At 59.7% G+C, this 21,820-nt stretch carries 15 protein-coding genes and 1 pseudogene; 5 read left to right on the top strand and 11 right to left on the bottom strand.

Annotated features, from left to right (window positions below):
- Entirely contained in the window at positions 1–1,638 is a 1,638-nt protein-coding gene (locus tag RA20_RS10870; RefSeq protein ID WP_039128137.1) for a phytoene desaturase family protein, read from the bottom strand.
- 113 nt (positions 1,639–1,751) lie between these two features.
- Here RA20_RS10870 and RA20_RS10865 point away from each other — a divergent pair, with 113 nt between their 5' ends.
- A complete protein-coding gene (locus tag RA20_RS10865; protein ID WP_241482243.1) occupies positions 1,752–2,447 on the top strand; it encodes a TetR family transcriptional regulator C-terminal domain-containing protein in 696 nt (231 codons plus the stop codon).
- A gap of 258 nt (positions 2,448–2,705) precedes the next feature.
- Here RA20_RS10865 and RA20_RS10860 read toward each other — a convergent pair whose 3' ends face one another.
- From RA20_RS10860 to RA20_RS26145, 7 genes and pseudogenes are all read right to left on the bottom strand, one after another.
- Positions 2,706–3,107: a VOC family protein gene (locus tag RA20_RS10860; RefSeq protein ID WP_039128131.1), complete on the bottom strand. Its 402-nt coding sequence runs from the start codon at positions 3,105–3,107 to the stop codon at positions 2,706–2,708.
- Entirely contained in the window at positions 3,104–3,412 is a 309-nt protein-coding gene (locus RA20_RS10855) for an ArsR/SmtB family transcription factor (protein WP_039128129.1), read from the bottom strand. Before RA20_RS10855 ends, RA20_RS10860 begins: the two co-directional genes overlap by 4 nt.
- Positions 3,413–3,678: 266 nt before the next feature.
- Positions 3,679–5,712 (bottom strand): NADH:flavin oxidoreductase, encoded by a 2,034-nt coding sequence (locus RA20_RS10850; protein ID WP_039128126.1) that lies wholly within the window; start codon positions 5,710–5,712, stop codon positions 3,679–3,681.
- 111 nt (positions 5,713–5,823) lie between these two features.
- On the bottom strand, positions 5,824–6,096 hold the full coding sequence (locus tag RA20_RS25960; protein ID WP_206540105.1) for a hypothetical protein: 273 nt from the start codon (positions 6,094–6,096) through the stop codon (positions 5,824–5,826).
- Between the two features lie 168 nt (positions 6,097–6,264).
- A complete protein-coding gene (locus RA20_RS10845; RefSeq protein ID WP_241482241.1) occupies positions 6,265–7,233 on the bottom strand; it encodes a methylenetetrahydrofolate reductase in 969 nt (322 codons plus the stop codon).
- Entirely contained in the window at positions 7,233–7,805 is a 573-nt protein-coding gene (locus RA20_RS10840; protein ID WP_039128121.1) for a methylenetetrahydrofolate reductase C-terminal domain-containing protein, read from the bottom strand. The genes RA20_RS10845 and RA20_RS10840 overlap by 1 nt, the downstream gene beginning before the upstream one ends.
- A 115-nt stretch (positions 7,806–7,920) precedes the next feature.
- A pseudogene (locus tag RA20_RS26145) lies at positions 7,921–8,165 on the bottom strand (transposase); the annotation flags it as partial.
- 727 nt (positions 8,166–8,892) lie between these two features.
- On the opposite strand from RA20_RS26145, the gene RA20_RS10830 reads away from it, so the two are divergent.
- From RA20_RS10830 to RA20_RS10815, 4 genes are all read left to right on the top strand, one after another.
- The gene (locus RA20_RS10830) at positions 8,893–10,767 is read left to right on the top strand and encodes a copper resistance system multicopper oxidase (RefSeq protein WP_275041461.1); all 1,875 of its coding nucleotides are present in this window, start codon (positions 8,893–8,895) and stop codon (positions 10,765–10,767) included.
- A gap of 26 nt (positions 10,768–10,793) precedes the next feature.
- A complete protein-coding gene (locus RA20_RS10825; protein ID WP_039128112.1) occupies positions 10,794–11,501 on the top strand; it encodes a copper resistance protein B in 708 nt (235 codons plus the stop codon).
- Between the two features lie 103 nt (positions 11,502–11,604).
- Positions 11,605–12,099 carry a cupredoxin domain-containing protein gene (locus RA20_RS10820; RefSeq protein ID WP_039128108.1) on the top strand — a complete coding sequence of 165 codons (495 nt, stop codon included), beginning with the start codon at positions 11,605–11,607 and terminating at the stop codon, positions 12,097–12,099.
- Between the two features lie 101 nt (positions 12,100–12,200).
- The gene (locus tag RA20_RS10815; RefSeq protein WP_241482240.1) at positions 12,201–13,433 is read left to right on the top strand and encodes an ABC transporter transmembrane domain-containing protein; all 1,233 of its coding nucleotides are present in this window, start codon (positions 12,201–12,203) and stop codon (positions 13,431–13,433) included.
- A 23-nt stretch (positions 13,434–13,456) separates the two neighbouring features.
- Here the strand turns inward: RA20_RS10815 and RA20_RS10810 are convergent, their stop codons facing one another.
- From RA20_RS10810 to RA20_RS10800, 3 genes are all read right to left on the bottom strand, one after another.
- Complete coding sequence (locus tag RA20_RS10810) at positions 13,457–14,851, bottom strand: ATP-binding protein (protein ID WP_039128105.1); 1,395 nt, start codon at positions 14,849–14,851, stop codon at positions 13,457–13,459.
- A complete protein-coding gene (locus tag RA20_RS10805; RefSeq protein WP_039128103.1) occupies positions 14,848–15,573 on the bottom strand; it encodes a response regulator in 726 nt (241 codons plus the stop codon). Before RA20_RS10805 ends, RA20_RS10810 begins: the two co-directional genes overlap by 4 nt.
- Positions 15,574–16,241: 668 nt before the next feature.
- The gene (locus tag RA20_RS10800) at positions 16,242–21,737 is read right to left on the bottom strand and encodes an Ig-like domain-containing protein (protein WP_206540104.1); all 5,496 of its coding nucleotides are present in this window, start codon (positions 21,735–21,737) and stop codon (positions 16,242–16,244) included.
- Positions 21,738–21,820: the final 83 nt, after the last annotated feature.

The raw sequence follows: 21,820 nt of genomic DNA, 5'->3' as shown, positions 1-21,820 counted from the left end.
TCAGGCCGCATAACCGGTCATGTTGCCGCCGCGCCCGATGTTGCGCAGGATTTCCCGCGCCGCATTGGCGCCCGGCGCCGCCATCACCCCTCCGCCCGGATGCGCCGAGGATCCGACGATATACATGCCGTCAATCGGGGTGTCGTATTGCGCATAGCCCGGCACCGGGCGGTTAAAGAGCAGCTGGTCAAAGGTCAGCTCGCCCTGGAAGATGTTGCCTTCGGTGAGGCTCACTTCCTGCTCAATATCCCAAGGTGTGCGGACCTCGGCGTGCACGGTCTTGCTGCGGATGTCGGGGCAGGCCTGCTCCAGCTTGTCAAAGACGCAGTCGGCAAAGGCGCCGCGGGTCTGGCCGTTCCAATTAGTGCCAGCGCGCACGCCGCCGACCTCAAGGTCATAAGGCGCGTATTGCACAAAGACGGTCATCATGTGCTTGCCCGGCGGCGCCATGGTCGGATCGATCTGGCTGGGGATCAGCATGTCGAAATAGGGGTTCTGCGACCAGCGCCCCTCCTTCCAGTCGTCATAGGCGCGTTCCAGCTCGTTCAGGCTTTCGGCGCAATGCAGATCGCCGCGCAGGAAAGGCGCGCCTTTGGGGGCGGCCGGAAACTCGGGCAGTGCATCCAAGGCAATGTTCAGCTTGCCCGAGGAGCCGCGGATCTTGAACCGTTTGACGGCTTTCACGAAGTCATCGGGCAGATGCTGCTGGCCGGTGTGCTGCAGGAAGGTGCGTTTCACGTCCATGTTCGACGCGACAATGGGGGCGCGGTACTCGTCGCCATTGTCCAGCGCAACGCCGGTCACCTTGCCGCCTTCCACCAGGAAACGGTCGACGCCGGAGCCGGTGACGATGGTGCCGCCGGCCTCCTCGAAACAGGCGCCCAGCGCGTTGGAGATCGCCCCCATACCGCCGCGGGCAAAGCCCCAGGCGCCGATCGCGCCGTCCACGTCACCCATATAGTGGTGCAGCAGCACATAGGCAGTGCCTGGCGAATAGACGCCCAGGCCGGTGCCGATGATGCCTGCTCCGGCGATATGGGCCTTGATCAGGTCGTTCTCGAAATGCTCGTCAAGGAAATCGCCGATCGACATCGACCAGAACCGCAGCGTCTCGCCCAGCTCTTTCTTGCCCAGCCCGTGCGCCTGTTTGATCAGGAACAGCAGCTCGCCGATGTCGCGCGGCTTGAGCGAGGTCGGGTCCGGCGCGTTGCGCAGCAGGAAGGGCCGGATAAAGCGGCACTGGCGGATCACCGTCTGGCTGAACCGGTCATAAGCGTCGGCGTCATGGGCGCTGTGGCGGGCTATCTCCCGGCGCAGGGCATCATGGTCCGACATGTAGGCAAAGTAACCGCCATCGCTGCTGAAGCTGGCGCCGCCTTCATAGGGGATTACCTGCAGCCCGTATTTCGGCAGCTCCAGGTCGCGCACGATCTCGCGCCGCAGCAGCGAGCAGACATAGGAGCAGTTGGAGTAGGTCCAGCCCTCATGCAGCGAACGGCTCACCGCCGCACCGCCGATCCAATCGTTCTTTTCCACCACCAGAACCTTCAGCCCGGCCTTGGCCAGATAGCAGGCCGCAGTCAGCCCGTTGTGCCCGGCCCCGGCCACGATGGCATCGTATCTGTCGTGCTGCCCCATGAAATTCTCCTGACTCGGCTGCGGTCCACCGGAGCCTAGTGGAGAAGATTTTTGCCGTAAAGTTTTTTTGAGCGCTCAAATAAAAATAATCCGGCTGACAGGCGCAGCGAATTGTGGAACAAGGGAGAAAATTGGTATTTTTTGGAATTCTCATGGCGGCATCGGAAGGCAGCGGCAGGAAGCCGCGCAAGGAACGCAAGGAAAACGCCGACAAGCGGCGGCGGCAGATTCTCGATGCGACCCTGAAGTCGATTGTGGCCAACGGGCTGGCCAAGACGACCCTGGCGACAGTGGCCAACGAGGCCGGGCTTTCGCAGGGGGTTGCCGTCTTCTACTTCAAATCCAAGACCGGCATTCTGACCGAAGCGCTGCGGGATCAGTACCAGACCTACGAGGCCCACTGGCAGGCAGCGCTCGACAAGTCGCCTGAAGCCCCCGCAGCCCGGCTTCGCACTATCATCGAGGCTGACTTTAGCCCAAAGATCTGCAACCCCAGTTCACTTGCCATTTGGTTCGCCTTCTTCGGAGAGCAGAACTTCGTACCGCAATACGCCGAGATCACCGGCGAGTTTGAGGAAAAAAGGTCCAGAATGCTCAGCGACATTTGCCGGCAGCTAGCACCGGAGGATTCCGGCAAGGCAAGCTTGGCCAGTGGCTGGATTGATACGCTGACTGATGGGTATTGGCAGAAATTGCACCTGTTCCCGCACAGCTACACCCGTGAGGGGGCGCTGACACAGACACTGAATTTCCTTCAAACGCTGTTTCCTAGTCACGCGGACGCTTTCCAGGAGAAACCCGGCAGTTAAGCCAGCCGAAGGCCCAACCAGTTTCCTGGTTAACCAACGGAACAGCGAAAGAAAAAACAGCCCGGCTCGCTCCGCGCACTTCTCCGGCTCCGGGACTGCTGCGCAAACAAAACTCGCAGCCTCGCCCGAAACCTGCATGGAATTCGGGCCGGCGGCCTGGTCTCACTGCAGTGCAGGGTAGATTTCAGTCCAAACTGCCAAATGCTGCAAGCTGGTTGAATGCCTCCTGTCGCGCGATCAGGTTGATTGGCATGCACCTTAGGCAGATGCCATATCCTTCATCTGGATGAGCTGGATCAGGTTTCCGCATGTATCATCGAAAACAGCCATGTGCACTGCTCCCGCATCCATCGGCTCAGTAACAAATGTCACCCCCCGACCAGTCAGTTTCTTCCACTCGGCATCAAGGTCTTGCACCTGAAAAGAATGAGCAGCAATACCATCGGCGACAATTGCTTCTTTGTATGGTCCGACAGCTGGGTGGTCGCTGGGTTCCAGCAGCAGTTCAGTCCCCTCCGGATCTTCCTTAGACACAACCGTCAGCCAACGGAAATCTCCCAATGGGATGTTGTGTTTCACGGTAAATCCGAGAACCTCGGTATAGAATTTTTCGGCCTTATCCTGGTCATCGACAAAGACGCTGGTGACGTAGATTTTCATGTTTTGGATCCCCTTTCTTTGTAGTTTGTGAGCCACAAAGCGGCCACGATATGATCTTCGCTGATGCTCAATGAATGCGTCTTTGTGCGTCCCTTCCACGCGATCTCGATTAGACCGGCCTTCTCCAGAACAGCCAGATGCTGGGAGACCGTTTGCCGGGACAGCGCAACCCCATCTTCAGCAACCGACGCGGCGCACACTTCGAACAGCGACTGAGCTGGCTGTTTACTCAGGCGGTCGATGATGCGACGGCGCGTGCTGTCGGATAGGGCCTTGAATATCAGGTCGAGCTGGTCATCTTTCACGACTCCAATATGCAGTAAAATTACTGCATGTAAAGTGCTGTAATTTTACTGCATAAAAGCTCAACTCAAAAACGCAGCCCATTGAGCGGCTTAGGCATCAGCCGCTGAGCCGTGACGGCAGCGAGCCAGCAGAATTCCCCGTCAGACTGAACGCCCCTGCACAGGCGGATCACCTGCCTGCCGGTACAGGCACCATCAGGACGCGGCACCAACTGGTTCCGGCCGCCGGGCTTCTGCTGTTCAGCGGTTGATGCAGGGCGATCTATTTACACCCTAACACAGAGGCGCATCGCGTCGAGAATTGCGGCATGCACGTTGCGTCCCGCTACCGCATCCCCAATGCGGGCCAAATGGAACTGGCCGTCCGCCTGCAGGTTCTTGAATGGGGCCTCGCCATGGATCAGGGCGTTGTGATCGAGCTGCCCCAGGTTATGCGACAACGGTTTAAGGCAGTGATACAGGTCGTCCATGGGAACAAGGCCATGTTCGACAACCACGTGGTCGACAAGGCGCTCAGAAATTTCACCGGTCAATACATGGCGCAGGCGGGCGCGAATACGGTTTTCCTCACGGGCCAGGGAGTGAAGCTCGTGAAGACAGGTGAAGCCGGTCCCTTTGGCAGCCAGGCCGCGCAAGGCGGCGGCTGAGGTCGTTGGACCAAGATCATGCAGAAGCGTCCGGTCAGGGGAAACAAGCTCGACGCCGCGGCCGTCTTCAGCGAGTGCATCGGCTGTGACCGCAGCAGGGTGGTCGCCTATCTCGTCGAACAAAAGCACTTTGCCTGAAACACGCACTTCTCCAGACAGCACCTCCCAGCTGGAGTGCGCCAGTTCACCGCCAGGAATAGCCAGTGGCCCGGGCCAGCCACCGGTGGCAATCACAACCAGATCCGGGGCTTCCGCCAGCACGTCCTCAGCTTCCGCATAGGTATTCAGGCGGAGATCAACCCCAAGTGCGGAAACCTCGGAAATCAGCCAATCCGCAACACCCCAAACCTGCCTGCGGGTTGTGCCTTTTGCGGCCAGAACAAGCTGCCCCCCCAACCGGTCTGATGCCTCGAATAGAACAACATCGTGACCGCGCAGGGCGCTGACCCGCGCAGCCTCCAGACCGCCAGGACCCCCGCCCACGATAACAACTTTCTTGCGGGTTCCGCTGGCCCGAATGACATGGGGCAATACCTGTTCCCGCCCGGTGGCGGCATTGTGCCCGCATACAGCCGGCTTGCCCTGATTGACCCGGTCCACGCAGTAGCCAAGACCAACACAGGGACGGATGCGCTCCTCTTCCCCGCGTGCAAGTTTTGCCACCAGATGAGGATCGGCCATCTGAGCACGCGTCATCCCGACCAGATCGACATATCCGCCTGAAACAGCATGGCTGGCCGTTGCAATGTCGGCGATACCGCCCGCATGCAGGATCGGCAGGCTGACAGCTTCACGGATGCGGCCCGCCACAGTAAGATGCGGCGCCGCAGGCAGTCCCATGGGACGCACCCATTCTGCAAGCCCAAGATCATCGTATGGCGCGCCGGCCAGAATGTTGAGCAAATCGACATGGCCGCTGTCTTCCAGCATCCGGGCAGCCGCGGCACAGTCCGCGGCGCTCAGCCCTCCGCTGGTCAATTCATCGCCAGTGATGCGCATGGACAGCAGGAAATCCGGCCCCACCTCTGCGCGCACGGCATCCAGCACTTGCAGGGTCAGGCGCATGCGGTTCTCCAGCGTTCCGCCATAGCTGTCGTCGCGCTGGTTGGTCAGCGGGGAAAGGAACTGGCCAAGCAAGTGCGAGTGGGACAACAGTTCGATCCCGTCAAACCCGCCCTCCTGGCAGCGCCGCGCCGCAGCGGAAAAATCGCCGATGACCCGGTCGATGTCCTCTTGCTCCATCACTTTGGGAAAAGCGCGGTGCGCGCGTTCGCGAACACCAGACGGTCCCAGAACAGGCAGCCAATGCCCATCATCCCATGCTGTCCGGCGGCCCATATGAGTGATCTGGCACATGACAGCGGCCCCGTGCCCGTGAACGCCATCCGTGAGTTTCCGAAACCATGGAATGATACTGTCGTCGCCCGCGTAAAGCTGGCCGAACACCGAGGGGCTGTCAGGGGCGATATTGGTCGACCCTCCGATCATGGTCATAGCGACGCCGCCCTTGGCCTTTTCTTCGTGATACAGCCTGTAACGGTCCCGCGGGTGGCCGTCTTCAACATAGTTGGGCGCGTGGGAGGTGCTGACAATACGGTTGCGCAGCGTCAGGTGCTTGAGCTGAAAGGGATCCAGAAGTTTGGCCACAAACATGTTCCTTCGGTTGTATCAGCAGTTCGAAGACCGCCTTTGGCCGGCTCAGCCAAGCCGCTATACTGCCTGATCAGGTGGGTTGCCGGAGGAATGCTACTTGGGTTGATCTGGTTAGAATTCACTGCTTCCGACATTGACCTCTAAAATGGCGACCCCCCAAAAGTGCAGATCAAGCAAGGCGCGGACAGTTGCAGCTATTGCGCCCTTCTCGGGCAGCACCATCGGCGCCATCGTTCTTATGGTCTTTGCACCGGCTGTTGCGTTGCTGTTTCGCATGACCAGGCACCTCGCTCCGATGGCGGCAGAGCCTTCGGCCATTGCAGCTTTTTCTGGCTCGGGCCAGGTTGGCAAGGCGTTCTTTACGGCGCTGCTGGGACTGATCATGGCCGCTGCCGGCGAACGGCCGTGATGGCCAGCTTCAAGCGTGCCGTGCGCAGCCCGGCCTCTGCCTCATGAGACCCATGTCAAATCCATTGGATCTCACTTCCACATTCAAGCTGCATAAAACGTCCCAAACGAACCCATCCGGTCCTGCAAGCATACAAGAACTCATCATGCCAGTTCGGAACGGGAAGACAGAACACCGGATTCATTTATTATTTCAGAAACTTGGTGCTCCTTCCTGTAGGCCATAACATGAATACCGGAAACACCGTTTATCTCGCGGATCTGCTGTATGAGCTCGACACAGATTCTCTTGCCTTCTTCGCCAGGGCTGGAGGACTTTTCCATACGGTCTATCAGGGCATCCGGGACATGAATGCCCGGTACATTCGAGCGCATCCACCGTGCTGCGCGGGCCGAGGCCAATGGCCCGACGCCAGCCAGAATGAAGACCTTTTTGTCCAATCCCATTTCGCGCACCCGCGACATAAAATTCTCAAAGAGCGGAATATCAAAAATGTAGTTTGTCTGAATAAATTCAGCACCTGCCGCCACTTTTTTGGCCAACCTTTCGGGCCGCCACTCATAAGGCGGAATACAGGGGTTTTCTGCGGCACCCAGGAACAAGCGGGGCGGGTTTGTGATCTTCCGGCCGGACAGAAAAGTGCCGCTGTCCCGCATTGTCTTGATCGTCCTGAGCAGGGACAGCGAGTCAAAATCAAAAACCGGCTTGGCGCCCGGCTGATCGCCAACCCCCACGCCATCCCCCGTCAAGCACAGGACGTTGCTAACCCCCATTGCAGCCGCCCCCAGAACATCGCCCTGGATCGCAATCCGGTTCCGGTCGCGGCAGGAAATCTGATAGACCGGCGAGTAACCCGCGCGGGTCAGCAGCGCGCTGATGCCAATCGACGACATATGGCAGTTCGCCCCGGAAGCATCGGTGGCATTTATTGCATCGGCCACCTCTGCCAGCGGGCGGGCTGCGTCGTAGACATCCGACGGATCAGCGCTGTCCGGGGGGTTCAGTTCCGCTGTGATCGCAAACCGGCCGGAGCGCAGAACCTTTTCAAGCCTGCTGTGCGATACGTGCCCTTCCGGCGGCGGCGCATACGAACTGGGCAGCATATGCTCCATCATTTATTCCCTCCGCAGGCGCGGGCAGGCTCTTCGGCCAGCGGTGCCGAAGCGGGCTCCTTAGCCCGCGCATCCGCAAAGGCCTCCGCTACCGCCGCCCGGCCTTTTTCTTTTGCTTCGCGCAGCCTCGCAGCCTTTTCGCGGCTGACCCGCAGCCACGAGGATGACCCTTCCAAATTGCGCTCCACCGGCGGCAGCACGGTTTCGATCTGGGCTCCGTTTTTCATCCTCGAGGCCCCGTCCCATGCCAGCGCCCAGACACATTTCATCTCCGGTTTCACCTCGCAGTAGCCCCCTGGCCTGACGCCGCCGCAGGGGCCATTTCGAAGTTGTTTGGGGCAATTCATCGGGCAGGACATACCCGTCGAAGACAGCACACACTGACCGCACATTTTGCAATCAAACAGAACAGTCTTGATGCATCTCTCGGTGAATGCGACCGGGCGTTCTATCCTGTCGTATCCGATTTTCCCGAAGACCGGATCCAAAGCGACCATAACCTGCTCGACCCGCTGGTATATCCACTCAAAGGCTCTTGAATGGCGTATGGCAAACAAGCGGATTCGGTACATTTATCTTCCCTTTCCCGGTCTTGGATAAGTCAAACTATATCCTGCAGCCGAGTTGACTTCGAGGCAGTCTTCCAGGCTCTGGCAAAATTGGGTTCCAAAGCCAGCAAATGACGCGGGCCGCAAGTCCTGCCACCATCTGGGCGAAGTTCCCCTTATCGCTCCATCGCTTCCAACGGCTATGCAAACTCTTGTGCGGACGGCATTCCTTCGGCACACTCCGCCGGCGCAAGCCATTGCGGATGATGAAGAAAATGCCGCTTAGGACGCGGCGGCCATCGACCCCAAGTTGCCAAGAGAGTTTGGGAAGTAAAGCTCCAGTCGCGCCATCTGCGCGTCGCTCAGGCTAAAGAGATCAGACAGGCCACCGCTCGATTTTCAACCGGTGAATTATGATGATCAAACGAAATCAATCGGTCCTGTCCCAAAGGTCCACACCTGCCATTCTTCAACTCAACGCCATGCTGCGTTGCAACCCATTGTTCCGGACATTCGCTGCGAACATCTAGCGGCTCGTCGTTGCAAGGCCCGACAGACAGGCTGCCTGTTGAGCAGCTGCAGTTCAATGTATCAAAACGTATCCTTGAGTTGCGCCCCTGCGACGGCTAGCTAAACGGGGTAAGCAAAGAGAAGGGATTCCGGATGCGCCAAAGGGCGGCGAAACTGTGGACAGCTTTGGCGCTGGCACTGATGCTGGCGATGTCCGCGCTTCTTGCCCCCTTGACCGCGGAGACAGAAGGTCAGTCTGCGGCTGCAGCCGTCGCCCAGCATGAAAAGGCAGACGGTCACAGCCACGCCAGCCCCGGCCCCTGCCACAAGGCGGCGGCCTGCGAGGTGCCTGTTGCGCTCCAGCCGTGGCAGCAGCCTTCCATTGCCGAAAACACAGGCAAACTGACCGTTCTAATAAACGGCGCCGGTCTGTCATCGGCAGCGCCCGAGGCGCATCTTCCGCCTCCCAAAGCGTAGAATTCCAAGACTGAAACCACTGCTGCCGGGCCGCCATCAGCCTGAGGTGCAAACCGGCAAACCTCGCGCGCACTGAATTCGTGTCTCAGCACCTGACTGAGCGCAGCGCCCGCGGCTGCCTGCAGTGGATCCCCAGACGAACTCCCAATCAATACAAGGACTGACGATGCCACCCATCGTATTTTTGCGCGCGGCCATTGCCGGCGCGGCCCTTGCCCTGTCCGCGGCTGCCGCGGCCCAGGCCGGGACCTATGACATCACCGTGGACAAGATCCGCATCGACGCCGGGGACTTCCGCAAGTCCGGTGTCGGCTACAACAACAGCCAGACCCCGACCATCCTGCGCTTCCGGGAGGGCGAAAAAGTCACCCTGAATGTGACCAACAATCTGCGCCAGGACACCTCAATTCACTGGCACGGGCTGATCCTGCCGTTCGACCAGGACGGGGTGCCGAAGATCAGCTTTGACGGCATCAAGCCGGGTGAAACCTTTACCTACAAGTTCCCGATCGTGCAGGCCGGCACCTACTGGTTCCACAGCCACTCCGGCTTTCAGGAGCCGGACGGGGCCTATGGCGCCATCGTCATCGAACCGAAACGCGGCGAAACGGTGCGGGCGGATCGCGACTATGTGGTGCAGCTGACCGACACCCACCCGCACCGCGGCAAGCGGATCATGCGCAATCTCAAGATGTCGGCGGATTACTACAACCGCTCGCAGCGCACGCTGCAGGATCTGATCGAGGATTCCGGCAGCATGGGCCTGAAGGCGGTACTGGAAGACCGCAAGATGTGGGGCCGGATGCGGATGATGCCGACCGACATCGAAGACGTCCAAGGCTTCACCCCGATGATCAACGGCCAAAGCACGGCGCAGAACTGGACCGGCCTGTTCAGGCCGGGCAAGAAGGTTCGGCTGCGGCTGATCAACTCGTCCGCGATGGCCTATTTCGACCTGCGGATCCCAGGGCTGAAGATGACCGTGGTGCAGGCCGACGGCAATGACGTGAAGCCGGTCACCGTGGATGAGCTGCGCATTGCGGTGGCTGAGACCTATGACGTGATCGTGCAGCCCCGCGAAAACCGCGCCTACAGCATTGTGGCGGAATCCATGGGCCGCACCGCGATGGTGCGCGGCACCCTGGCACCGCGCGAAGGCCTGGCCGGGCCGGTTCCCGTAATGCGGCCCAAGCCGCGGCTGACGATGGCCGATATGTCCGGCATGATGGGCCACATGGGCATGGAAGGCCATGTGATGCGTAGCGACACCGGCATGTCCGACAGCGTGATGATGATGCCGGGCACCGATCACAGCCAGCACCAGATGCAGGCCGCCTCTGACAGCCCGTCCATGGCAGGAATGGATCACAGCCAGCACAATATGGCCGCGCCAGCCAAGGCCGAGGTGATGGCCGGCATGGACCACAGCCAGCACAGCATGGGCGGCGCCAAGGCATCCAAAGGCGGCACAATGGCCGGGATGAACCATGGCGGGCATCAGATGGCGATGGCGGGCGAGCAAGAGGGTTTTTACGCGGCGGGCAGCGGGCTGACCCCCAGTGCGGCCAACGGCGGCAAGTTCCTGTCCTATGACGACCTGAGCGCCCGCAGGCCGCTTTATAGGGACCGTCCGGCGACACGCGAGATCGAGCTGCGCCTCACCGGCAACATGGAGCGCTACATCTGGTCGATCAACGGCAAGAAACTGTCCGAGGCCGAGCCGCTGCGGCTGCAGTACGGCGAGCGGGTCCGGTTCAAATTCGTCAATGAAACCATGATGGCGCATCCGATGCACCTGCATGGCATGTGGTCGATCCTGGACACCGGCAAGGGCCGCCGCGATCCCATCAAGCACACCATCAGCGTGGCGCCAGGCACCACCGTCTATACCGAGACCGAAGTCGATGTGACCGGCCAGTGGGCCTTCCATTGCCACCTCTCCTACCACGCTGATGCGGGCATGTTCCGCAAGGTGATCATCGAAGGCGGCCCGGCCTGACCGCGACAGACTAGAAAGAGACACACATGAGCAAGACACGCAACGCGGCCCTCGCCGCGGCCGGTGCGGCGGCACTCTGGTCCGCCCCCGCCGGCGCAGAGCAGCTGATCTACGGCTTTCAGGCCGAGCAGCTGGAATACAGGCAAAGCGACGGCGATGACGCCTTTGTCTGGGATTTCGACACCATGATCGGCACCGACGAGCTGAAACTCGTCTGGCGCAGCGAAGGCGAACGGGTACAGGGAGCCGGCGGGTTCGAAGCCCTGGAAAACCAGCTGCGGCTGCAGTTCCCGGTCTCCACCTTTTTCGACGCTGTCGTGGGAGTGCAGGCCAGCACGCCGGACGGTCTGCCGGACCGCTACAACGCGGTGCTGGGCCTCAAAGGACTGGCGCCGCAATGGTTCGAGATCGACGCTGATCTGTACCTGTCGGACCATTCGTTCTTCCGCTTTGAAGGCGAGTATGAGGCGCTGCTGACCAACCGCCTGATCCTGGTCCCGAGCCTGGAACTGACGGTGCCGCTGCAGGATGACCTTGTCTACGATCAAGCATCTGGCGGCGCCACGATCGAGGCCGGGCTGCGGCTCAGCTATGACCTGATCGACCGGGCGGTCTCTCCCTACATCGGCGTCAACTACGAGGAATCCTTTGGCGGCACAGCCGATCTGCTGCGTGCCAGCGGTGAAGAGAACGGCGTGTTCTCAGTCGTCATAGGGACGCGTCTGATGTTCTGAAGCTACCAAACCCGGCCGGGGCAGCCTGGCCTGGCTCAACCCCTTCCCGCCACGGTTTCGGTGGCTGAAGGGCAATTTCCCTCTCGAAATCATGGAGATACCAATGAAGAAGCTTTTCATATTCGCGGCGCTGGCCGCCCAGGCCGGCGCACCTGTTCTGGCTGGTGTTTCGGACCACGGCAACGGCCATGGCGCCCATGACAGCCACAGCGAACAGATGGCAGCTGGCATGCCCGGCACCCGCAGCAAGGCCAGCCGCTCAGTGAAAGTGATTATGAAGGAAACTGACGACGGGGAGATGATTTTCACCCCTTCCGCCATGCAGTTCAAACAGGGCGAAACCATTCGCTTCCTGGTGGTGAACAAGGGCGAGCTGGATCACGAGTTTGTTCTGGACACGCCCGAACGCAACGCCATGCACAAGGAGGCCATGGCCGGAGGCATGGAGCAGCACAACACGCCGAACGCGGTCACTTTGGCGCCCGGCAAGCGCGGCGAAATCATCTGGACCTTCAGCAATAGCGGCACATTCGAATTCGCCTGCCTGATCCCGGGGCACTACGAATCCGGCATGTTCGGCCAGGTTGCGGTTCAATGATCTGCTGAGTGCCGCTGCCACGCCCCTCAGGCAGCGGTACCGCAGCGCGGCGGCTCTCAATGGGCCGCCGCGTTTTTCTTCCTTTCAGAATTCCGGTTTCAATGACGGCCGAGCACCCGCTTCCGCACTACCATTCCTTTGCCCATGAGGCCGCCAAGCGGCTGGGCTTCAGCTATGATGAAACCTCGCCGGAATGGGTGCATCCGGCGATGCATCTGGTCTTACTGCTGGCGCCTGCGCTGCTAGCGGTTTTCGCCGGGTACCTGCTGATCCGGGCGTTCCGCCTGCGGCGGCGGCCTCCCAGCGCCAGCCAAGCCCTCCCTGCGAGCGGGTCCGTTGCGGGGCTTGACCGCAATCTGCTTGCCCACATTGTGCGGACCACCCGCCGCCAGCAGTTTCCCCTGCTGGTGCTGAGCCTTTCATTGCTGCCGGTGCTGTATCTCTCGCTGGAACTGCCCAAGCAGATCGTGAACAACGTCCTGAGCAAATCGCACGCTCCGCTGAACCTGCTGGGCTACGACCTCAGCGCCGCGCAGCATCTGGCAGTTCTAAGCGGTGTTTTCCTGCTGGCGATCACGCTGAACGGCGCCGGGAAATATCTGCTGAATGTGCTGAAAGGGCGGCTCGCCGAACGCTGTCTCAGGCGCCTGCGGCTGCACATCTACCGCCATTGGCGCAAACAAACCGGCCGCACCCGCAAAAGCGAGCTTGTGCAGATTCCGGGTCAGGAAGCCGAACCGATCGGCGGCTTCGCAGCAGATCTGGCGGCGTTGCCGGTGACCCAGGGCGGGACGCTGCTGACGATACTGCTGTTCATGTTCATCCAGGACCCGATCCTGGGCGCGGCTGCACTGACCATTCTGCCGCTGCAGCTCTTTCTGCTGCCCTATCTGCAGCGGATCGTGAACCGGCTGAGCCGGGAGCGCATTCAGGAGATGCGCCGCCTTGCCCGCAGCCTGGCAGGGCAGCTGAACCCGGAGCTGGACTATCCGGGCGAGGTATTAGCGACCGCAGCGGCGCTGCGGCAGCTGGAAGCAATCCGCCGCCGCATCCACCGGGTGAAATTCTTTGCCAAGGCCCTGAACAATTTCCTGACAGCGCTGACACCGTTCCTGTTCTATTCCCTAGGCGGATACTTTGTGCTGGAGGAGCGCATCACCCTGGGCGCCCTGATCGCGGTGCTCGCGGCGCACAAGGATTTCTCTGCCCCGCTCAAAGAGCTGTTCCGCTTCTATCAGCAGCACGAGGACACCCGGATCCGCTACAAGGAGATACTGATCTTCCTGGCAGGTCCAGATGGAGCCGTGAAGAATACTCCTGATGACTGCATTTAGCTCAAGCCTCCGGCACGCCTTTATCAGCCCTGCCGCCCGGCACTGCCCAGCGGCAGGGTCAGCTCAGCGCAGAGACCGCCTCCAGCACTGTTGCGCAATGAAACATCCCCTCCATGCGCGCGCAGGATCGAGCGCGCAATCGGCAGCCCCAGCCCATGGCCGCCGGTTGCCAGAGACCGCGAGTTTTCCAGCCGCAGGAAGGGTTCGAAAACCGCTTCGAGATCGGCCTCCGCGATGCCTGGGCCATCGTCCGCAACTGCGATCCGGGCGCAGCCCTCGTGCACACCGTAAGAAACCCGCGCGGAACCGCCATAGCGCAGTGCATTTTCGATGACATTGCGCAGCGCCCGGCGCATTGCGGCGGTGTGCAGGCAAACGGAAACCTGCTCCCCATGCTCCAGCAGAAACCCCTCCGGCATCTCCCTGCACAGATCTTCGAGGAATTGTCCGAGATCACAGTCCTCAGCTTGGCCCGAGGCCGAGAGGCCGCGCGCAAAGGACAGGGTGGTTTCCGCCATTTCCTGCATCTCTTCGATCAGAGATACCATGCTGGTCCGCGTTTCATCCTCTTCAATGAGTTCGGCCCGGACCCGCATCGCAGTCAGCGGCGACCGCAAATCATGCCCCAAAGCCGCCAGCATTCTGGTCCGCTCAGCGACCAGCCCGGAGATCCGGTCCTGCATCCGGTCAAAGGCACCAGCAAGCTCGCGGACCTCCTGCGGCCCGGCAGCCGGCAGCACCGCAACCTTCTTTTCCGGCCCCAGGTTTTCGGCCGCTATGGCGAGCCTGCCCAGCGGCCTGGCCACCTGTGCCAGCACGAACCAGAAAACCGCAGTCAGGATGAAACCGGCCGAAAGCGCGAAGGTGACAATTGAATGCACCGGCCATTGCAGCGGAGGCCGTTCAAACAGGGTGCCTGCATTCAGCCATTGGCCATCGCTCAGCTCGATGGAGAATTTCAGCTCAATTGCCAGCATCTGCCCCCGCATCATCTCGCGGTGCGCTTTGGCCATTTCGGGGTTCAGATAGGCCAGCGGCAGCTTGGCGCTGTCAATCTCATGAAGTTCCGCGCGGACTTCGCCGCCGAAGCCTTCTCCCAGAAAGGCCCGGACCCGTGCTTCCGCAGCGCCCCCCTGATCATGCGTCCTGTGGTCTACCGATGGCCTGCCGGCAATACCGAAACGAACCAGCGGTGTGCTGGCGGCGCGGATTATCGACGGGTGCAGCGACGGCGGCGCCTCCTCCAGCAGCAGCGCCGCATTGGCAGCGCGCTCTGCCGCTTCGGCCCCCAATGCTGCGCGGACAGCCAAACTGCGCTCATCGGCGAACCAGAACAGGTTAACAACCTGCGCCGCCGCCAGCGCCATAAGAACCAGCAGCATCAACTGGGCACGCAGGCTCTGCGGAAAAACTTTCATTCGCCTTCAACTTCGATTTCTGCCGCCAGGCAGTAGCCCTCGTTGCGGACCGTTGCGATGAGGCGCGGGCGCAAAGGGTCCATTTCAATTTTCCGCCTCAGCCGGCTGATCTGGTTATCGATCGTCCGGTCTGCCGGCGCCGCAGGCCGCCCGGCCGTCAGCTCCATCAGCTGGTCCCGGCTCAAAACCAGCCGGTTGCGTTCAAGCAGCGTGACCAGCAACTTGAACTCCGCTCCGGTCAAGCCCGTTTCCTGCCCCTCCTCATCGGTCAGAGCACGCCGGTCGCAGTCCAGAACCCATTGCGCGAACCGCACCCGCTGCCCCGCAAACCGGCCCGCAGGCGGCGCCTGTCCTGCTGTGCGGCGGAGGATCGCGCGGATGCGGGCCAATAGCTCCCGCGGGTTGAACGGTTTTGGCAGATAGTCGTCGGCTCCGCTTTCCAGCCCGGCGATGCGGCTGTCCTCTTCACCCAGTGCGGTCAGCAGCAGAACGGGCGGCTGCCCGGCACGCGACAGCCGGCTGCAGGCAGACAGCCCGTCCTCGCCCGGCATCATGACATCCAGAACTATCAGGTCGAACTTGAACGCAGCCAGCTGCGAATCCATTTCCCCCGCGTCTTTGGCGCAGGAAGCCCGCATTCCGTTTTTCTCCAGATAGCGGCTTATCGCCGTCCGGATCTCACGATGGTCATCGACAATCAGAATATGGGGGGCATTGTTCATGGCCTCAAACCATAGACCAGTCCGCCGCAAAGATCCGCGGGAGTTTTGTATCGTTGTGTATTAGCCCGGCGGCCAGGGCAGCCGAATAGGCATTGGAGCCGAAACAAGGAAACATCTGCTCTCAATTGCCTTTTCAACGCCGGCGCAAAAGTATTCTTGGCAGACCGCTGCGCTCATCTAGTGAAACATGAAGTCAGACTGCTCCCTCCAGTGGCTATGCAATATCGTCGGCAGGGAGAGGTTGCCTCGCCCGGCCAAGGCCCAGATAAACAGATGCCAGGCCGGGTAGCACTTCAGCCTTCATCGGCAGGCCTGTGTGCCGATAAGCCGATCAATCTTGGCCGAAAACCACCGCGGGAACGGCCATTCTTCATTTCAAATCAGGCCTTTTGCCAAGCTGGCCCACATTGCAGCAACCAGCTCGCTTGAGGATCGGTTCGTGTGAGTATCCATTTGTACCGCAATACTCTGACAACGGAGTCTTAAGCGGCCAATTGCGACAGGGTCGCCTCAATGCGTCATGGCTTAGTTCCATGGAAAAGTCCCATGCGAGGATGAACGGTTAAAGGATTGGCAACACCAATGAGGATCAGACAGGGAGCGGGGTGAGGCCAAGGCTGCACTGCAGCCTCCGCATCATAGTGAGGGGCCTTGCGGCAGGTGCAAGTCTAGATCAGCATGCCGTGATCCTCAGGGGAGATGCCGGTGCCAGGATCATCCAAACCGCCGACCACGATGGTCACCGTCGCGGTGGAAGTGCCGCCGTTTCCGTCGGAAATGGTGTAAGCGAAACTGTCTTCCAGAACCTCGCCGTCCGACAGGCCCTGGATGCCGGCCGCGGCTGTTGGGTCATAGAACACAGTCCCCTCATCAGCGTCATAGCTGAGGGCGGCCCCGTATTCGCTCTGGGCATCCGCCAGAGCAAAAATCAGCTCATCTGCTTCCGCCTGGTCATCATTTTCCAGCAGGCCGGCGACATCTATTTTTGCCACCTGATCCTCATCGGTAAAGGCTTCTTCGACAACAGTCCCGTCAAAGGAGAAGATCTTGGCCCGGGCCTCCGAGGAGCCAGTCCCCTCGGCGTCCGGCGAATGCCAAGTGATCACGAAACTATCTTCCCCGGCAACCGCAACCCTTGCCCCCAGCTGGTACCCTTGGATCTGGTCATTCACAAGAATTATTTCCGTGGCCGGGCTGCCGTCGGCATTGAACACGCGCGCCCAAATTTCGGAAACGTCTCCGTCGATTGATGGGTGTTCACTCTTGTCATTCCAAACTGCAACAAACTGGCCATTCGGCAGGAATTCGACATCGGGCAAGGTGGTAAAATTGGAGCTGCTTGAGCTTGTAGAAAGGGTGATATCTTCAACCTCAACTGAACCGCTGGCATCATAGATCGTCGCTTTCAGTTCTATTTGCACGTAGTCGGTATCTTCCCAGAGGATGATAAATCCGCCGTCTTCACGGGGGGCGGTTTCCACATAGGCGTAGTTTGCGCCATGCCCAGTTGCGACCAGCATTTCCCCTGTAACTGCCTGCCCGTCTTCTTCAAAGATGCGGAAATAGGTTTCTTTTGTTGAGTCGTCCAGACTGTCGTATTGCCAGGCGACAGTGAACCGGCCATCCGCCAGCGCAGTCACCGAATGGATGTCCCCGGCAGACTCCCATGATTGGGAGACCGGAAAATCCTCGGTCAGCCTTGTGCCGTTCTCGTCGAAAACCGCGGCATTTATCTTCTCAGGAGGTTTATGCTGAGTGTCCCTGGCATGCCAGGAAACAACAAACTTTCCGTCACCTATCCCAGCCACTTGCGGATCAGAAAGCCTCTCGGTCTCCGAAGCAGCTGCCAAGAAGACATCCGTCACAGGGGAGCCATCTTCGTTGTAGATACGGGCTTTCACGTGGCGATGTAATGGACCGAAAGAGCTGTCGCCGTCCCGCAGCGACCCATGAACTTCCCAAACGACTGCAAACTGGCCGTTTCCGATATCGGCAACTTTCGGGGTCTTGTAGTATCCGTCTACATTGGAAATCTGGAACTGGGCCGTAACCTCGCTCCCGGATGCATCAAATATTTGCCCCCATACACCGTCCTTCTTCGAAAGGCTGAAGGAATCGCCGTCCCTGGCCCCGACAACCACAAATCCGCCCCCCTCCAAATGAGCCAGGTCAGAGGCGATGTGGTTTTCACGCTCAGCCGCGCTGATGGTCCATTCTCCGGTGCTGTCGAGGCTCATGTCCTGGACTGGACCGTGAGAGAACAGGCGGTCGTCGGATGCCACGACAACGTCCTTCTGCCCGCGGACGACGACAGTCACGGATGCAGTGCTCGTGCTGCCATCTGCGCCGGTCAATGTGTAGCTAAAACTGTCCTCCAATGCCTCGCCCTCTGCCAGAGCCTGCAGGGCTTCGGCTTCAGAGGGGTCGTAGAACACAGTTCCGGTTGCCGCGTCGTAACGGAGGGCCGCGCCATGTTCGCTGACGGCTTCCGGCAGGGCAAAAATGAGGTCACCTCGATTGCCAAGGTCATCATTTGCAAGAAGATCCTGCACCGAAATTTCAGCAACCTCGTCTTCAGTCGAGAAATGCCCTTCGATCACTGTCCCGTCCAGGTCGAACACCCGGGCCACAATCTCGCTGCTGCTGTAGTGCGCTGCGGTATAGGATTCCCAGGTGATCATGAAACTGTCATCATCCAGAACGGCAATGTCAGCCTGGTACTGGTGGTGAGATGAATACTCGTTCACCTTGAACTCATCCCCGGCGGCGGTGCCGTCCGGATTGAAGATCTGCGCGTAGATGTCAAAGGCATAATTGCCCGGTTCAGGATAGGCATCCCAGACAACCAGGAACTGCCCGTTCGGCAGCACTTCGACCTGGCTCATTGTGCCATAGCGCATGGAGCCATCGGCGGCTTTTATGACAAACTCCTCTACCCGGAGCGAGCCGTCCGCCTCATACACTGCGGCATGCAGGCTGGCGTCGCCGGTGTGATGGTCGCTGGCATCACGGTGTTTCCAGACCACCACATAGCTGCCGTCATCGCTGACTGAAACACTCGCGCTGCCAAAGGCACCATTTCCGCTGTCCGCAGTCATTTCACTGGGAGCGGCGGTCTCTGCGCCGCTGTTGCTGAAGGCGGCGGTTCGAACGGAATCGGTGTCGTTCCAGCTGACCATAAAACCGCCTTCGGGTTTGGCCGCAATCTGCGGTGTCCCCAGGAAACCGGTGCTCAGGTCCTGCACGCCGTCAATCACAAATTCGGCAGCGACGGCTGCGCCGGAAGGCGCATAGACCGCTGCCTTCAGCTGCACACCCTGATCGTATTCCGCGTCTCTGGACAGCCACACAATGGCAATATTTCCATTGCTGAGCGTTGTGATTTCAGCATCGGACTGATTGCCGGGATAGGAGCCGGACACTTGGAATATGCTGCTGCCGGCAGAGCCATCAGCATTGAATACCTGGGCTTTGACAACTGTCGCATATCCGTATTCGTTTTCGGCCGGCGCGCTTTCCGACCAGGATACCGCAAACCGCCCATTGTCCAGCAGCGTCACAGACGGGGTCGAAGCCATCACGTCAGCTCCCGTCACTTCGAACTCGGCCACCGATGTGCTGCCGTCGGCACCGGTGATCCGGCCCCAGATGCCGCTTGATGACTTGCCTGTTGAGCTTGAGAACACATCCCAAACCACAATCGCGCCGCCATCTCCCTTGGCGGCCACCGCAGGCCGGATGCTGTGCTGGAAATCCGTTTCGTTGACCGTGAACTCATCATCTGCGTGCAGGTCGCCAACCTGCACTGGCATCTCACCCAGTTGATCATCGACGGCCAGGAAGGCCTCATTTTTCCCACCGACCACAATCGTAACCGTGGCTTCGGAAGACGCTCCATGGGGGTCAGTGACCGTGTAGGTAAAACTGTCTGTCAGCGTTTCACCGCTGTTCAGCGCTTGCACTGCCGCGGCGCCGGTAGGATCATAGAACACCGTGCCGGTCGCTGGATCATAGGTGAGCGCGGCGCCGTTTTCGCTGGTGGCTGATGAAAGTGAAAACACCAGGGGCTCGCCGTCCGGATCGTTGTCGTTCGCCAACAGGTCTGCAACAGAAATACTTGAGACTTCATCCTCGGTGCCGAAAGGCAGCTCAGCGGAGGCACCGCTCCCCTCGAACACACGGGACCTGACTGCATCACCGCCATGATTGTCGCCCCACGTGATAACAAACCGTCCCCCCTCAAGCGCATCAATGCCGAGATATGATTGATTGTCCGCGGTTTGCTGATTGACCGCAAAGGCGTCACCAAGCGGATCCCCATCCGAACTGTAAACACGGGCCCAGATGCCAGGATGCCTTGCCCAGGGGCTTGATGCATCGCTGTCTCCAGGCGCGCTCCAGGCGATGACAAAATTGCCGTCATCCAGCCAGGCTATCTCAACAGTTGAAGAAGAGGAGCCCATTCTATCACTGACCTCGATTGTGCCAGTGAGCTCATTTCCTTGCTGGTCGATGATTTTCGCGAAGACACCAAATTCTTCAGAAGAGTTTGGAGTGTACGCTTTCCAAGCGACCAGCAGCTGTCCGTCAGGGCCTTCCGTGATGTCAGGCACGCTGCCGATCCGCCCCTTCAATCCGGATACTTCGAATACATCCGAAGCGGCTTCACCGTTTTTGTCGAAGACTTGGACCTTGATCGCCTTCGTGCCGCCTGGCGAATAATAGTCGTAATCAGATTGAGGCCAAGCCACCGCATAGCCCCCGTTTTCCAAAGCAGTTACCGAAATTGCGTCGGCGGTGCCTTCTCCTGGCAGATTGTGTAAGATCTCCTCGCTGACTTTCTGTCCCGCATTGTCGAACACAGCCATTCGGAAGTCAGTTTCAGTTTGGTTGTTGGAGGTTGTCCAGACCGCAACAAAGCCGCCGTCTTTCAGCGCGGTTATTCTTGTGTCCCCAACATTTTCCTCAGCGCTCCCATTGATTCCCCATTCTTGGGTTACCGGCTCTCCCTCTGCGGTGAAAATACGGATTGCGAAATCGTTTTTGTCATCTTCGGCATCGTAGTCGGTGAGCCAGCTAAACAGCACGTTGCCATTGCTAAGAACGGTGACGTCCGGATCAACCTGATTGAGCTCGGTGAAGCTGTTTATCCGGAACGTTTCAGTCGCGACATTGCCATCGGCATCGTAGATCTTGGCCCAAATGTCCGTTCTCTCATCGGAGCCGATCACCTCGTGTGCTTGCCAGACTACAACATGCCCGCCGCCTTTCAATTGAGCCACTGCCGTCCCCCAGGGAAGCACTGTCCCTTCCGACTGAACAACCGTTTCCGGCAAAGGAGTATAGCCGTTGAATGGTTTCAAACCACCATTCAGGTTGTCGTCTCCAGCAACCGGCCCATCGTTTTCCCCGATCAGGGTCACTTCAACCGTTGCTGTCCGTTCATCCCCGAACAGATCGGTAACGGTGTAGGTGAAACTGTCCTGAAACTCTTCCCCGGCCCCCAAACCTTCCAGCAGGTCCTCGGCGCTGTAGGTAACGGTTTCACCGTCAAATTCCACTTGAACTCCGCCTGCGCTTTGCGCGTCAAAAGACACGCTGGCAAAGCGGGACTGCTGCCCCCAGTCAGTTCCCATCAGAGTTTCGATGGCGAAAGACGTATCACCAGCGTTTTCGAAAGCAACCGCGCTGTCCTGCGGCGTGATACTGCCTGCATCGGTCAAATCGAACAAAAAGTCCTCAGCCTCAAAATACAGTGCTTCGACACCGCTGAGGACATCGCTGCCTTGATCGCCAGCGCCGTCTGCCAGGCCTGTGATGGAGATACTTCCCTTTCCGTCCCTGTAGCGGTTCAGGTCAATTGCGTAATCATCGAAGCTGCCGCTGTATACCGCGACATCGTAGCCTGCCCCGGCATTGACGTCGTCACTGCCTTCGCCACTGTCAATCCGATCGTCGCCTCTGCCGGTTTGAATCCGGTCATTACCGCCGCCAGAGACAATGGTGTTTCCGCCATCTCCGGCCTTGATCTGATCCGCGCCGCCGCCGGTCTCAATCGTGTTCTGGCCGTTGCCCGCGGCGATACGGTTGTCTCCGCCCGCTGACGTGACGGTGTTGGCGCCATGGCCCAGCTTGATGTCATCCTTGCCATCGCCGGTTTGCACCGTGTTGCCGCCATCGCCTGCAGAAATCCGGTTCTTGCCGGCGCCCGCATCGATCGCATTGCTGCCATGGCCAAGCTTGATGC

It is taken from the genome of Leisingera sp. ANG-Vp, assembly GCF_000813725.1.
Lineage (GTDB): Bacteria > Pseudomonadota > Alphaproteobacteria > Rhodobacterales > Rhodobacteraceae > Leisingera.
Note: the sequence above shows the minus strand (reverse complement) of the source record. Positions and strands in the feature narration are given on the sequence as shown.

Bases quoted from the DNA above. Each gene is read 5' to 3' on its own strand.
- RA20_RS10870 (WP_039128137.1), bottom strand. From the start codon at position 1,638: ATGGGGCAGCACGACAGATACGATGCCATCGTGGCCGGGGCCGGGCAC.
- RA20_RS10860 (WP_039128131.1), bottom strand. From the start codon at position 3,107: ATGAAAATCTACGTCACCAGCGTCTTTGTCGATGACCAGGATAAGGCC.
- RA20_RS10850 (WP_039128126.1), bottom strand. From the start codon at position 5,712: ATGTTTGTGGCCAAACTTCTGGATCCCTTTCAGCTCAAGCACCTGACG.
- RA20_RS25960 (WP_206540105.1), bottom strand. From the start codon at position 6,096: ATGATCAGTCCCAGCAGCGCCGTAAAGAACGCCTTGCCAACCTGGCCC.
- RA20_RS10845 (WP_241482241.1), bottom strand. From the start codon at position 7,233: ATGGAGCATATGCTGCCCAGTTCGTATGCGCCGCCGCCGGAAGGGCAC.
- RA20_RS10840 (WP_039128121.1), bottom strand. From the start codon at position 7,805: ATGTACCGAATCCGCTTGTTTGCCATACGCCATTCAAGAGCCTTTGAG.
- RA20_RS10825 (WP_039128112.1), top strand. From the start codon at position 10,794: ATGAGCAAGACACGCAACGCGGCCCTCGCCGCGGCCGGTGCGGCGGCA.
- RA20_RS10820 (WP_039128108.1), top strand. From the start codon at position 11,605: ATGAAGAAGCTTTTCATATTCGCGGCGCTGGCCGCCCAGGCCGGCGCA.
- RA20_RS10815 (WP_241482240.1), top strand. From the start codon at position 12,201: ATGACGGCCGAGCACCCGCTTCCGCACTACCATTCCTTTGCCCATGAG.
- RA20_RS10810 (WP_039128105.1), bottom strand. From the start codon at position 14,851: ATGAAAGTTTTTCCGCAGAGCCTGCGTGCCCAGTTGATGCTGCTGGTT.
- RA20_RS10805 (WP_039128103.1), bottom strand. From the start codon at position 15,573: ATGAACAATGCCCCCCATATTCTGATTGTCGATGACCATCGTGAGATC.